This is a genomic window from Streptomyces sp. NPDC030222 (assembly GCF_055573115.1).
Genome location: NZ_JBVICA010000036.1, coordinates 1 through 12,778 on the forward strand (window position 1 = coordinate 1; position 12,778 = coordinate 12,778).

The 12,778-nt window shown below is 71.6% G+C and carries 13 protein-coding genes and 1 pseudogene; 7 read left to right on the forward strand and 7 right to left on the reverse strand.

The genetic code is table 11. The features are described from left to right. Positions 1-168 precede the first annotated feature (168 nt). The 4 genes and pseudogenes from ACZ4Z5_RS32330 to ACZ4Z5_RS32345 form a co-directional block, all read right to left on the reverse strand. Positions 169-324, reverse strand: a pseudogene (locus ACZ4Z5_RS32330) (methyltransferase, FxLD system); the annotation flags it as partial. Positions 325-327: 3 nt separating this feature from the next. Then, a complete protein-coding gene (locus tag ACZ4Z5_RS32335) occupies positions 328-1,239 on the reverse strand; it encodes a methyltransferase domain-containing protein (RefSeq protein ID WP_468269664.1) in 912 nt (303 codons plus the stop codon). 127 nt (positions 1,240-1,366) lie between these two features. Continuing rightward, positions 1,367-1,657: an acylphosphatase gene (locus ACZ4Z5_RS32340; protein WP_468269666.1), complete on the reverse strand. Its 291-nt coding sequence runs from the start codon at positions 1,655-1,657 to the stop codon at positions 1,367-1,369. Between the two features lie 72 nt (positions 1,658-1,729). Next, positions 1,730-2,155: a GNAT family N-acetyltransferase gene (locus tag ACZ4Z5_RS32345; RefSeq protein WP_468269731.1), complete on the reverse strand. Its 426-nt coding sequence runs from the start codon at positions 2,153-2,155 to the stop codon at positions 1,730-1,732. Between the two features lie 269 nt (positions 2,156-2,424). Here ACZ4Z5_RS32345 and fabV point away from each other — a divergent pair, with 269 nt between their 5' ends. Then, positions 2,425-3,666 (forward strand): enoyl-[acyl-carrier-protein] reductase FabV, encoded by a 1,242-nt coding sequence (gene fabV / locus ACZ4Z5_RS32350; protein WP_468269668.1) that lies wholly within the window; start codon positions 2,425-2,427, stop codon positions 3,664-3,666. 111 nt (positions 3,667-3,777) lie between these two features. Then, complete coding sequence (locus ACZ4Z5_RS32355; protein WP_468269670.1) at positions 3,778-4,761, forward strand: YDG/SRA domain-containing protein; 984 nt, start codon at positions 3,778-3,780, stop codon at positions 4,759-4,761. 70 nt (positions 4,762-4,831) lie between these two features. On the opposite strand, the gene ACZ4Z5_RS32360 is transcribed toward ACZ4Z5_RS32355, so the two are convergent. Next, on the reverse strand, positions 4,832-5,851 hold the full coding sequence (locus ACZ4Z5_RS32360; protein WP_468269672.1) for a tetratricopeptide repeat protein: 1,020 nt from the start codon (positions 5,849-5,851) through the stop codon (positions 4,832-4,834). Between the two features lie 149 nt (positions 5,852-6,000). On the opposite strand from ACZ4Z5_RS32360, the gene ACZ4Z5_RS32365 reads away from it, so the two are divergent. From ACZ4Z5_RS32365 to ACZ4Z5_RS32380, 4 genes are all read left to right on the forward strand, one after another. Next, entirely contained in the window at positions 6,001-6,810 is an 810-nt protein-coding gene (locus ACZ4Z5_RS32365) for a class E sortase (RefSeq protein ID WP_468269674.1), read from the forward strand. Positions 6,811-6,964: 154 nt separating this feature from the next. Further along, entirely contained in the window at positions 6,965-7,273 is a 309-nt protein-coding gene (locus ACZ4Z5_RS32370) for a DUF6412 domain-containing protein (protein ID WP_468269676.1), read from the forward strand. A gap of 483 nt (positions 7,274-7,756) precedes the next feature. After that, the gene (locus ACZ4Z5_RS32375) at positions 7,757-8,497 is read left to right on the forward strand and encodes a YidC/Oxa1 family membrane protein insertase (RefSeq protein ID WP_468269678.1); all 741 of its coding nucleotides are present in this window, start codon (positions 7,757-7,759) and stop codon (positions 8,495-8,497) included. A gap of 146 nt (positions 8,498-8,643) precedes the next feature. Continuing rightward, positions 8,644-9,501, forward strand: coding sequence for a fumarylacetoacetate hydrolase family protein (locus ACZ4Z5_RS32380; RefSeq protein WP_468269680.1), 858 nt, complete (start codon positions 8,644-8,646; stop codon positions 9,499-9,501). 136 nt (positions 9,502-9,637) lie between these two features. On the opposite strand, the gene ACZ4Z5_RS32385 is transcribed toward ACZ4Z5_RS32380, so the two are convergent. Both ACZ4Z5_RS32385 and ACZ4Z5_RS32390 read right to left on the reverse strand, forming a co-directional pair. After that, positions 9,638-10,243: a heme-degrading domain-containing protein gene (locus tag ACZ4Z5_RS32385; RefSeq protein WP_468269733.1), complete on the reverse strand. Its 606-nt coding sequence runs from the start codon at positions 10,241-10,243 to the stop codon at positions 9,638-9,640. Positions 10,244-10,275: 32 nt separating this feature from the next. Beyond that, positions 10,276-11,364: a Gfo/Idh/MocA family protein gene (locus tag ACZ4Z5_RS32390; protein ID WP_468269682.1), complete on the reverse strand. Its 1,089-nt coding sequence runs from the start codon at positions 11,362-11,364 to the stop codon at positions 10,276-10,278. Between the two features lie 56 nt (positions 11,365-11,420). Between ACZ4Z5_RS32390 and ACZ4Z5_RS32395 the strand changes: the two genes are divergently transcribed. Further along, positions 11,421-12,521 (forward strand): ROK family transcriptional regulator, encoded by a 1,101-nt coding sequence (locus ACZ4Z5_RS32395; protein WP_468269684.1) that lies wholly within the window; start codon positions 11,421-11,423, stop codon positions 12,519-12,521. Positions 12,522-12,778: the final 257 nt, after the last annotated feature.

Genomic DNA, 12,778 nt, shown 5'->3' on the forward strand with positions numbered 1-12,778 from the left:
CACGGCCGCGGTACCCAACGCCCATGCGGACCCTGAAGTCCATCGCCCCCGTCATTCATGGCGGGGGCGGCGTCGTGTTCTGCGCTGCTCGCTGCCCGGATGCCGTGTCATAGGCCTGCGACCTTGATTGATCAACGCCGGTAACTACTATGTCCTGTCAAGTTTCTCGCCGCCCTCGCCGACCAGGTGGGCGAGGAGACCGGCGTTGTAGCCGGTACTGGCACCGAGTTCGAGGATGCGGTCGCCGGGCTGGGCTTCGAGCTGGTCGAGCATGAGGGCGACGACGCCCGGCTGTGAGGCACAGGAGATCGAGGTGCCGTCGGTGTGTCAGGCAGCACGGTGCGGGAGGCTGCGTGGGAGCTGCAGGGGTTCCCAGCGCCGCCGGACACCGTCGTCGTCCTCGCTCCAGATGAACTGCTCTTCCGGGGTGCAGGTCATGCCGAAGTCGTAGAGGGACGGTTGGCCGGCTCGTTCCCAGTGCTCCCAGCCGACGGCCACCTCGTCGGCCAGGCGGCGGGGGCCAGCCTGGCTCGCGGCTGCGGTGCCCTTCGGATCGGTGGCGGACATCGTGGCCCACGACGAGCGGCCGTCGTGCAGCCATGCCTGCGACCCGCCAGCGTCGAGCCGGGTGGTGATGCGGATGTCCGGCAGCAGCACGCGCAGCGCGAACAGCAGGCTCCCGTCCGCCAGCGCTGGTACGGATCGCGGGAACGGTGTCTCCGCCTCGGCCTGCCGGTTCCGGTGGACCTGATCCCACTCCAAGCCCTGGTGGACCTTCCGGCTAGGCATGAACATCCCGAGGCCTTGCACCCAGCCAGAGGCGGACTGACCGTCGTCGGCGACAGTGAGCGCGACGTGCCCGAGGTGCCCCCACGGGGTGACGATCCGTCCGCCGGGCCGGGTCTGCTCCACCCATGCCCACGGCACTGCCTCCACTGCGTACGTCGCGATCAGCCGGTCGTACGATGCGCCGGCCGGCCAGCCCGCCGCCCCGTCGCCCGTCTGCACCTCGACCTTGAGTCCCGCAGCCTCCAGCCGACCCTGTGCCTCGGCTGCCAGTTTCGTGTCGATCTCCACACTGGTCACGCGCCCGGGTCCCGCTCGCTCGGCGAGCAGCGCCGTGTTCCAGCCAAGGCCCGTTCTCAGTTCCAGCAACCGGTCGCCGGGGGCGGGCTTGAGCGAATCGAGCATGTCGGCCACTACAGAGCCGCAAGACAGACTCCCGCACAGCAGCAGCACCCTGCCGGCACTTCCCCCGCAGTGGCCGAAAGCGCGCTATGCGCTTCCCGTAAAGCGGCCGAACAGCGGCACCGCGTCGAACGGGTCCCGCATCCATGAACATTTCACACGGCTGCGCCGCGCCCCCTCAGTCCTGTTGCAGGGGCGTCGGCCGTACTTCGAACCCCGCCAGTCCCTCCGGCTCCTCCTCCAGGGCCTCGACCCGGTCCACCCTCGCGGCGGACGGCCCCTGCCAGGACCACCGCACCAGCCGGTCCACGGCCTCCGGGCTCCCCTCGAACACCGCCTCCACCTGACCGCCCGGCAGGTTCCGCACCCATCCGGACACCCGGTGCTCCCCGGCCACCATCCGGCACGTGTCCCGGAAGAACACGCCCTGCACGAGCCCTGTCACGATTACGCGCTGACGCACCACCATGAACCGGATCGTAGGAGTCCCAGCAGCCAGGGGCGGGCTGCGGCGCGAAGGGCGCGCGGGGCAACCGGCCGATCACGCATCCCCCGCGGCTGCCGCCGACGGCCTCCAGACGTAGCGGACGTCCGGCTCGCGTTCCTCATTGCGCAGCCCGTCCGTCCGGTCGGCCTCGACGAAACCGTGCCGTGCGTAGAACCGCTGGGCGGGCTCGTTGACCTGGAACGTCCACAAGGCCAGCCCGTCCGGGCGCCGCTGCTTGGCCAGTTCCACGAACCGGTCGCCGAGTCCGCGGCCCCACCACGGCGGATCGAGGTACAGCTGCTCCAGTTCCCCGCCGTCGAGCACCAGAAGTCCCACCGCCGCGCCCCCGGAGACCGCCACCCAGCTCTCGTGACGGGGCACGACCACATGGGAGAACCAGCCGCGCACCTCGTCGTCATCATGTGCGCGACGCACGGTCGGGAGTGCGGCGGCATAGGAGCGCAGCCACACCTCGGCCATGCCGAGCGCATCGGAGTCGTGGGCGCGCCGAAGGGTCACCTGTTCTTCACCGTTCACAGAGCGCGACTGTTGCAGAAGGGAGAACCCACCGCATCCCCTTTCCCAGTGCACCAGCCGACGCGAAATGGCCGGATCCGCCGAATGCGACACGACATCGTTGTGCGTGGTGGATCACTGTCCGTATCCGGGAGAGATCGCAGACTGGGCAGACGCGGCCCCTCCTTCTCCGACCGCCCAGCACTGTCCCCGACGACACCAAGGACCCGCTCATGAGCCGACGCGTCATCGCCCCGCGCAACCGCGGATTCCTCTACCTCGACTCCCACCCGACGGGATGCGCCCGGCTCGTCGAGGAGATGTGGAACTCCGTCCCCGCCCCGTCCCCCGCGCCGACGGCCGCTCCGGACGGCGAGGGCCCGGTGGCACTCGTGGTCGGCTCGTCCGCCGGGTACGGTCTGACCGCGACCGTCGCCGGACTGGCCCGTGCGGGGATCCGGGGCATCGGCGTGTGCTTCGAGAAGCCGGCGACCGAGAGGCGCACCGCCACGGCCGGCTGGTACCGGACCGCCGCGACCGCCGAACTGGCCCGCAGGCACGGCCGGGACATGGTGTTCCTCAACGGCGACGCCTTCTCCGACGCCATGAAGGAGCAGGTCGCGGACCTCCTGGCCGAACGGTTCGGCGGCCGCCTGGACCATCTGGTCTACTCCGTCGCCGCCCCGCGCCGCACCGACCCCGACACCGGCACCACCTACGCCTCGGTCCTTGCGCCCATCGGCCGGCCCCACCGCACCAAGACCCTGGTCTTCGAGGCCCAGGGCGGCGCCCCAGAGGTCCGGGAGGTCGAAACCGCACCGGCAGCGGACGACGACATCGCCCAGACCGTCGCGGTCATGGGCGGCGCCGACTGGGAACGCTGGACCGACCACCTGGGCGACCGCGGCCTGCTCGCCGAGGGCTTCACCACGGCCGCGCTGTCGTACGTCGGTTCACCGCTCACCGCCGCCCTCTACCGGCAGGGCACCATCGGCGCCGCCAAGACCCATCTCGAGGCCACGGCACGGACTCTGGACGAACGCCTGGGCAAACTCGTCGGGGGCCGCGCGCTCACCTCGGTCAACGGCGCGGCCGTCACCCAGTCCTCCACCGCCATCCCCGGCATCGCCCTCTACGTCGGTCTCCTCCGCGGCGTCCTCGGCGATGCCTTCGTGCCGCCCGTCGCCCAACTCGCCGATCTCTGGGACCGCCTCACCGGCACCCGCCCCCTCGACCTCGACGACGAGGGCCGCGTGCGGCTCGACACCTGGGAACTCGCCGCCGACGTCCAGTCCGCAGTCGCCGACCGCTGGCAGCGCGCCACCACCGGCACGATCGCCGAACTCGCCGCCCTCGACTGGTTCCACACCGAGATCCACCACCTCTACGGCTTCGCCGTACCGGGCGTCGACTACTCGTCGCCGATCGAGGTCGACGTGCCTTGGCCCGACGCTGTCCCGTTCCCTGTCCGTTGAGAGGTTGAGAGCCTGACCCGTCCTCTCGGCGGCTCACATGGAAGGACGCCCTCCGATTTGCCATGCACGCGCCGCCTAGGCAGGGCGTCCTTCAAGCTTCATCATGATCGGATGGCAGCAGAGCAGACCATCGGGCACATTGACGGCGTCATCCCGGGTGCGGTGTTCCATAGGCGGACAGATGTCAAGAAGGCTAAGTTGCACACTGATACACAACGGGGCATATCCAAGTTCCGTGACAAGGACGGCAGCTACGTCGCGGACGCCATAGTCCTCAACGGGGGCTATGAGGACGACGAGGACTATTGGACCTGGATTCGTTACACGGGTGCATCGCCCAAAGAGGAGCGGGACCCCAAAACCGGGCGAGTCCTCAAGGATCAGAGCTGGAACTACGACGACAACGCGTGCTTGAAGCTGAGCTACGAGCGTCAACATCCCATACGCATCATTCGCGGGTACGACGGCGACGAACGCTATTCCCTCCCGGACGACTACAGGTACGACGGGCTCTACGTCATCACGGCGATACGTACCGCTGTATCGAAGTCGCTTGCGCCGGACGGGTCGCCGGTCAAGATATGCCAGATCGATCTTGAGCGACTGCCCATGGCGCAGCAGGAATTAACCAAGGCCGAAGAATGCGTCGTCGAGATGCTGGAGCTCGATGAGGCAGAGAAGCGTCCCGAGACGCGGACCACACGGGTGCAGCGGCTAGTGAGGGATGCTGCCGCGGCGCGGCGTATTAAGCAGCTCTACGGCGGTCAGTGCCAGGTGTGTCGAATACGTCTTGTAGCGGGGGACGGTAACACTTACAGCGAAGGCGCACACGTCCGACCTCTGGGAAAGCCGCACAACGGCCCGGATGTAGAGCGCAACATCCTGTGCCTCTGCCCCAATTGCCATGTGCTGTTCGACACCGGGGCCATCTCCGTTGCAGAGGACGGGAAGGTCATTGAACGTAATCCTTCCCCCGGTGAGGTACCCCCTCCTCGCAGTCTCCTTGTGCACGCCAAGCACGGCCTCCATCCGGAGTACCTGAAGTATCACCGGGACTGGTGGGACCAGGCGTTGAATGACTTCGGTCAGGCGTAGCGGAGCCTCCGCCGTCTAGAGGAGTTTCCCAGCCTCCCGTGCTCGCGGCCTTCGCTGAACGGACGGCGGCCTACACCCCCGCCCCATGGCAGTCCCGGTACGTCGTGCCCGAGGTGCACCAGCAGTGGGCGGGGCCCGGCGGGGGCCAGGGGGTGGCGCGGCCGCGGGCGGCGAGGGTGGTGGCGTATTGGGGGAGGAGGTCGGGGGTGGCGGGGGACGAGGCTTCGGAGGCGGCGAAGGCCTCGTAGGAGGGGACCGTGCCGGTGACGATGCCGAGGTTGGGGGTGCCGGCCGCGGAGAGTTCGCGGAGGGAGGACTCGATGTGGAGGAGGTGGGCCTCGTGGGTCGGGTACTCGGTGGTGAGGGCGGGGTACGAGGCGAGGAGTTCGCGGAGTTCGGCGGCGGGCCAGTGGAGGACGGCCACCGGGAACGGGCGGGACAGGGCGGCGCGGTAGGAGCCCAGTTCGGCGCGGAGACGCTCGATCTCGGCCTGGAGTTCGGCCGGGTTGTCGGAGCCGAGGGCCCAGAGGCGCTTGGGGTCGTGCAGCTCGTCGAGGGGGACGTCCGCGGTGTGCAGGCGGTCCGCGAGGGCGTCGCCGTCGTCATGGGGGAGGCCCAGGAGGCGGCGGACCCGGTGACGGCCGAAGACGAGTGACTGGGCGGCGTACGGGACCTCCGCGTCGGGGGCGTCCTGCGGCACGGTGAGGGAGACGGCCGTCGTGAAGCTGTCGTGCGCGGCTTCCAGCTCGTCGTGGGACTCCAGGGTCTCGGCGACGATCTCCCAGGCCGCGGCGTCCTGGGGCGCGGCCGTACGGATGCCCTCGATGATCGCGCGGGCCTCCGCCTCGTGGCCGTACTCCCACAGGTTGGACGCCTTGAGTGCCTTCACCAGGTGCGGGTGGGCGAGGTCGTCTCCGGTTCCGTTCAGCAGTCCGTCGTAGAGGGTGGTCGCGCGGGCGCGGTCGCCCGCCAGTTCCAGGTGGGCCGCGGCCTGGAGGAGCAGGGGTTCCTGGTCCTCCGGGTACTGCGCCGCGGTGCGCAGCAGGCGCTCGGCTTCGGCGTGGTGGTCGGCAGGCGTGTCGGGGCGCATGGCAGACACCGTACTGCTGTACGGGGCCCTCGGAGCAGGAGTCTTCGCGCTCTGATCGGTGGCGCGTTGTCCGGCCGGGGGCGTCTGCGGGGCATGGAGAGCGGTCCAGGCTATGGAGAGTTGGGGATGCAGCCCCTAGGGTGCGCCGCGTGCGGGAGCGGACGGCGCGGATACCGGTGGTGGTGCAGCGGCGCTCACGCGGGCGTGCGGCGCTCGCGCGCGGCCTCTGGGCCGCGGCCGAGGTGGCGGTGACGATCGGCGTGGTGGTCCTGCTGCTCGTCGCGCACCAGGTGTGGTGGACCAACCGGCAGGCCCGGGCCGACGCAGGGCGTACCGCGGACGCCCTGGTCGGGGAGTGGGAGCAGCCGTCGAACGGCGAAGGCGCCGAGGAGGCCCCTGCCCGGGCGGCGTCTCCCGGCAGGGGTACCGGCGTGTCCCCGGCGCCCCCGTGGACACCCGTGCCCGGCACCGGCGGGGCGGAGGCGGACCGGCGGGTGCCCCGCCGGGACCACGCCTACGCCGTGCTCCGCATCCCCCGTATCGGCCTGGTCGCACCCGTGGCGCAGGGTGTCGGCAAGCGTGGGGTGCTCGACAGGGGATACGTCGGTCACTATCCGCAGACCGCGCAGCCCGGCGCGGCCGGGAACTTCGCCCTCGCCGGGCACCGGAACACGCATGGCGAGCCGTTCCGCCGCATCGACCGGCTGAGCCGCGGTGACACGGTGACCGTGGAGACCCGGAAGGCCGTTTACACGTACGTCGTCGACCGCACCCTTCCGCGGACCCAGCCCCGTGACACGGGGGTCATCGCGCCGCTGCCGCGCAGTGTCGTGAATCCGGCGTACGGATACGCGGAGCCCGGTCACTACCTCACGCTCACCACCTGTACGCCGGAGTTCTCGTCCGCGTACCGGCTGGTGGTGTGGGGGAAGCTGGCGTCCGCCCGGCCACGCCGGTAGTGGTCCCATCGGCGCGCCGGCGGGACGGGTCCGGAAGGCCGGCGGAACACGTCCGGGAAGGGCGGCAACCTCAAGAACCCGCCTCGCGTCTCCACCATTGGAAGATCAACAATCGGCAATCGGATCGACGAACGACCCGGGGAGGAGGAGACACGTGATCGGCCCGCGTCCTGCCGCAGGACTGCTCGTTCTCCTCCTCGCACAAGTGCTGATCGCCGACGGCCTCGGGCTGTCCGCCGCCGTCGCGGTCGCCGCGACCGCTGCCGCGGGCTCCGCGTTCGCCGTCTGCGTCGTCGTCGCCGCGCGCAGCACGCCCGTCGTGGCGCCCGACCGCATACGGACCGTCATCCGGGACCGGGCGGACCGAACCGCGTTCCTGCCCCAGCTGGATCCCGACGCCTCGGGGCGCAGACGTCCCCGGGCACCCGGCCGTACCGCTCCGACGGCCGGCGCGTACGCGTAGAGCGCGGAAGCGCGGAGAAACCGCAGAGGCAGCGGAGGCAGCGCAGGCTGCAGGGCTGAAGAGGTGGCGGGGCCGCAGCGGCAGCACAGGGCATGTGCAGGAATCACCTGTCCACGCAGGGCCGCGAGCGGGCGGGCCAGGGCTTGGACCACCGGCCCGGGCAGGGACCACGGACCTCGGCCACGGCCCAGGACTCCGGGCAGGGACCACGGACCTCGGCCACGGCCCAAGACCCGGGCAGGGACCAGGACCTGGACCACGGACCACGACTCCGGGCAGGGACCAGGACCCCGGGCAGGGGCCTCGTACGGACCGGGGTCCTGAGGCTCGGACCGCGGCACCGCATGCCCCGCATCGACACGGGACCCCGCAGACCCAGCAGTCCCCTGCCGCGCACCCTCCGCGCCTTCCCCCGCCCCGCCGGCCGTCATGCCGACCGACACACGACTTCCCGACCGGCACGACCGACCCCGGAGCTTTCCCATGTCCGTTTTCGCAACACTTGTCGACCAGCTCGCGCAGCTGCTCCAGCCGTTCTTCCATGCGTCCGCCATGGCTGCCGCGATCGTCGCCTTCACCGTGCTCGTCCGCCTCGCCGTGCATCCGCTCTCCCGGGCCGCCGCCCGGGGCGCGAAGGCCCGCGCGCGGCTGGCGCCGCAGATCGCCGACCTGCGCAGGAAGCACGGCGAGGATCCCGAGCAGCTGCAGAAGGCGCTCCTGCAGCTGCACGCTGAGGAGAAGGTCTCGCCGTTCTCCGGCTGCCTGCCGAGCCTGCTGCAACTTCCTGCGTTCTTCCTCATGTACTACCTGTTCTCCAGCAGCACGATCGGCGGCGAACCGAACGCGCTGCTCGCGCACACGCTCTTCGCAGCCCCGCTCGGTGACCGCTGGGCCGATGCGCTCGCGCACGGCGGGCTGCTGGCGGACCAGGGCGTGGTCTATCTCGTCCTGTTCGCGATCGTGGCCGTCGTGGCCACGTTCTCCTCGCTGAGGACGCGTCGGCAGCTGGCCGCCGCGCCGGCCGGGGAGGGGATGCCCGGGATGCCCGCCGGGGTGGTCAGGCTGCTGCCGCTGCTGTCGTTCGCGACGCTGGTCACGGTGGCCGTGGTGCCGCTGGCCGCCGCGCTGTACGTGGTCACCAGCACCACCTGGAGCGCGCTGGAGCGCGTGGTGCTGTACCGGGACATGCCGGGCGCGGGCGCCGCATTGGTCGCCGCTGCGTAACCGCGTAAGGGACCAGCAGGTGAGCAGGGTCTTGCAGAGCGCACGGCGGACTTGGAGGATCAGCCAAACCCCCGATGGCCGCTACCCATCGGCCGGGCCCTCGGCCGACCACCTCGGTCGGCCGACTCGACCAGGGGAGACTGGCGATGAAACTGCTGCGTGTCGGCACTGCGGGCGCGGAGCGTCCGGCGCTCGTCGACGACGAAGGCGCTCTGCGGGACCTGTCCGGGCTCGTCGCGGACATCGACGGTGATCTGCTCGCCGACGAGTCCGCGCTGGCCCGGATCCGTGCGGCGGCCGGGGCGCGGGAACTGCCCGCCCTCGACCCGGCCGGTCTGCGCGTCGGACCGCCGCTGCGGCGCATCGGCAAGATCGTGTGCATCGGGCTGAACTACCACGACCACGCATCCGAGGCCGGTGCGGCCACTCCCACCGAGCCGGTCGTCTTCCTCAAGGCCCCGGACACGGTGGTCGGCCCGGACGATCCGGTGCTGGTGCCGCGCGGCAGCGTGAAGACCGACTGGGAGGCCGAACTCGCCGTCGTGATCGGCCGTACGGCGCGCTATCTGGAGGACGGCGACGATCCGCTGTCCTACGTGGCCGGGTACACGGTCTCCCACGACGTGTCGGAACGGGAGTTCCAGATCGAACGGGGCGGCACCTGGGACAAGGGCAAGAACTGCGAGACATTCAATCCGCTCGGCCCGTGGCTCGTCACCGCGGACGAGGTGCCGGACCCGCAGGCGCTGTCCCTCAGGCTCTGGGTCAACGGCGAACTGCGGCAGGACGGTTCGACGGCCGACCAGATATTCCCGGTCGCCGACGTCGTCCGGTACGTCAGCCGGTTCATGACGCTGTACCCCGGCGATGTGATCAACACCGGCACCCCGGCGGGCGTCGCCATGGGCCGTCCTGAGCCCAAGCCGTACCTGCGCGAGGGCGATGTCGTCGAGCTGGAGGTCGAGGGGCTGGGGCGGCAGCGGCAGCAGTTCAGGAACGCGTAGCGCCTCCGGCCGGGGCGGCACGGGAGGAGCAGGGGCCGCCGCAGCGCCGAGGGGAAACAGGCGGGGCCGCCGGGATCGTGAGCGTGATCCCGGCGGCCCCGCCGTGCTCGTACCAGCGCCCGCCGAGGCGATGCCGTCAGCCGGCCTGGCCCGCGAGAAGCGCCTCGAGTGCCCGGACCACCAGGGCGTGGTCCTCCGCCTGCGGCAGACCGGACACGGTCACCGCGCCGATGACGCCCACGCCCTCGACGCTGATCGGGAACGATCCGCCGTGGGCCGCGTAGAGCTCCGGGTCGAGGCGGGAGGACTCCTCGAACGTCGTGCCCTTGGCCCGGAAGCGCGCGCCGACGAGGAAGGAGCTCTCGCCGTAGTGCTCCACGACCCGGCGCTTGCGCTCGATCCAGAGGTCGTTGTCGGCGGAGGAGCCTTCCAGGGCGCAGCGGAACAGCCGCTGGGGGCCCCGGCGGATGTCGATCGCGACCGGAGCCGAGCTTTCACGGGCCATCTCGACCAGCAGACTGCCGAGCGTCCACGCGTCCTCGTACGTGAAGCGCTTCAGCACGAGTCGTGCCTCCTGGGCCTCGATCTCGGCGATCGAGGTGCTCTCGGTGCTCTTCGCGTGCTCCGAGCGCCCCTGGGCCTCGCCGGCACCGGTCGTACCGGCTGTACCAGCCGTGGGGGCCGACTCCGGGGCCGGGGAGGCCTCGGGGATCGCGGGGGGCTCGGTGAGTTCGGAGGCCATGTGCATCGCGGGGGTGAGGGTCACGGAGGTGGTCATCGAGGCAGCTCCAGGTCCACGGTGATGCCGTCACGGGCGGAGCGTCGCGCCGCCTCCAGGACGTCGAGGGCGGCCGCCGCCTCGTCGGCGGTGACCGGGGGCCGGCCACCGTCCCGGAGGGCGGTGGCGACCGCTGCGTAGTACGCGGGGTAGTCGCCGGGTACGGAGGGGACGGCGCGGCCGCCGCCGGTGACGGGGGACTCCCCGGAGCCGACGGTGCCCCACAGTTCCCTCGGCTCGACGCCCCACGGCTCACCGGCGGCGGGCCGCCGGCCGTCGCGGAGGTCGGCCTCCTGCGGGTCGAGTCCGTACGTGACGAACCCGGCCGCCGACCCGAGGACCCGGAACCTCGGGCCCAGCTGGGCGGCGGTGGCGCTGACGTACAGATGGGAGCGCACGCCGTTCGCATGGGTGAGGGCGATGAACGTGTCGTCGTCGGCCTCCGCGGCGGCGCGGCGCACATCGGACTCGGCGTACACCCGGACCACCGGGCCGAACAGCACCAGCGCCTGGTCGACGAGGTGGCTGCCGAGATCGTAGAGCAGTCCGCCGATCTCCTCCGGGGCGCCGGACTCGCGCCAGCCGCCCTTGGGCTGCGGGCGCCACCGCTCGAAGCGGGACTCGAAGCGCTGGATCGCGCCGAGCCCGCCGTCGGCGATCAGTTTGCGCAGGGTGAGGAAGTCGCTGTCCCAGCGGCGGTTCTGGAAGACGGAGAGGAGCAGGCCGTGCTCCTCCGCGAGAGCGGCCAGGTCGCGCGCTTCGGCGGCCGTGCCGGCCAGCGGCTTGTCGACCACCACCGGGAGGCCCGCCTTGAGGGCGGCCGTGGCGAGCGGCACGTGCGTCTTGTTCGGGGACGCGATGACGATCAGATCCAGCTCGTCGGCGCGCTCCCACAGGTCGTCCGCCGACCCGGCGACGCGGATCCCGGGGTGCTCGGCGCGGGCCTGGTCCTGACGCTCGGGGTTCGCGGTGACGACGGTGTCGAGGACGAGACCGTCCGTCGCGGCGATCAGCGGGGCGTGGAAAACGGAGCCCGCCAGGCCGTAGCCCACGAGCCCGACGCGCAGCGGAGAGGTGCCGGTCATGCATTCCACTTAAGCAACGCTGTTGCCAAAGTGCAAGGGCAAGCGACAATGGCCTGGTGAACACACGGAATGCCGGGGTGAACCTGCCGGGCCTGCGGAGCCACAACGCCGCGCTGTTGCTCGATCTGCTGCGTACCGCCGGGGACGGCGGGATCAGCCGGCTGGAGCTGGCAGAGCGGACCGGGCTCACCCCGCAGGCCGTCAGCAAGATCACCGCACGGTTGCGCGCGGACGGACTCGTGGCCGAGGCGGGCCGCCGCGCGTCGACGGGCGGCAAGCCGCGCACGGTGCTGCGCCTCGTCCCGGAGGCCGGGCATGCCGTGGGACTGCACCTCGACCGTGACGAGCTGACCGCCGTCCTCGTCGACCTGGCCGGCACGGCCGTCGCCATCCGCTCCGCACCGCTCGACTTCGGCGCCGGAGCGGGGGAGGTGCTGGGGAACGCCGTGGCCGAGGTGGCGGCGCTGGTCGAGCGTCTCGGTCTGTCCGGCGCCGTACTGGGCGTCGGCGTGGCGACGCCGGGTCCGCTCGACCACGAGGGCGGCGTACTGCACCGGGTCACCGGATTCCCCCAGTGGAACGGGTACCCGCTGCGGGACGCGCTGGCGGAGCGGCTCGGGCTGCCGGTCGTCCTCGACAAGGACACCAACGCGGCGGCCCTCGGGCTCGCCCTGTCCGGGCCCGGGCCCGGCGACTCGTTCGCGTATCTGCACCTCGGCACCGGTCTGGGATCGGGACTCGTCCTGGGCGGCGCGCTGCACCGCGGGCCGCGGACCGGCGCCGGGGAGTTCGGCCACCAGGTGGTCCTGCTCGACGGGCCGCCGTGCAAGTGCGGGGGACGCGGCTGTCTGGAGGCGCTGTGTCTCGCGGCCGTGGACCGCGGGGACATCGGCGAGGCGGCCCGGGTGCTCGGCACGGGAGCGGCCAATCTCGTGGGCCTGCTCGACATCGAGCGCGTGGTGCTCGGTGGGCGCACGGTCACCGCGGACGCCCAGACGTTCGTCCGCGGTGTCTCCTCCGTCCTGGCCGAGCGCGCCCGCCGCGAGGGTGCCGAGGCTCCCGTCCCGGTGACCGTGGCCCGCGGTGCGGACCGCCCCGTCGCGGAGGGCGCAGCGCAGCTGATCCTCGCCCCGCTGTTCGGCCGTCTGGGCGACTGAAGGGCAGCCGGGGACGGTCCGGGCCCCGGCCGTGGCCCGTCATGTCCGGTTGCGCCCGTGACTCGTCGCGTACGGCGCCGCCCGTGACCGGTCACCCGCGGATGGGGGCCGTCGGGGGGATTGGTCGTATCAGTCGGGTGATCGGACCGTCGCGGCGTGGTGGGCGTGGGCCGTGCGGCTGGCAGGGTGCGGTGACGAGTCGCGCCGATCGGCGCGCACCCGGACTGACGGAATCGCGCCGATCGACGCGCGTCCGA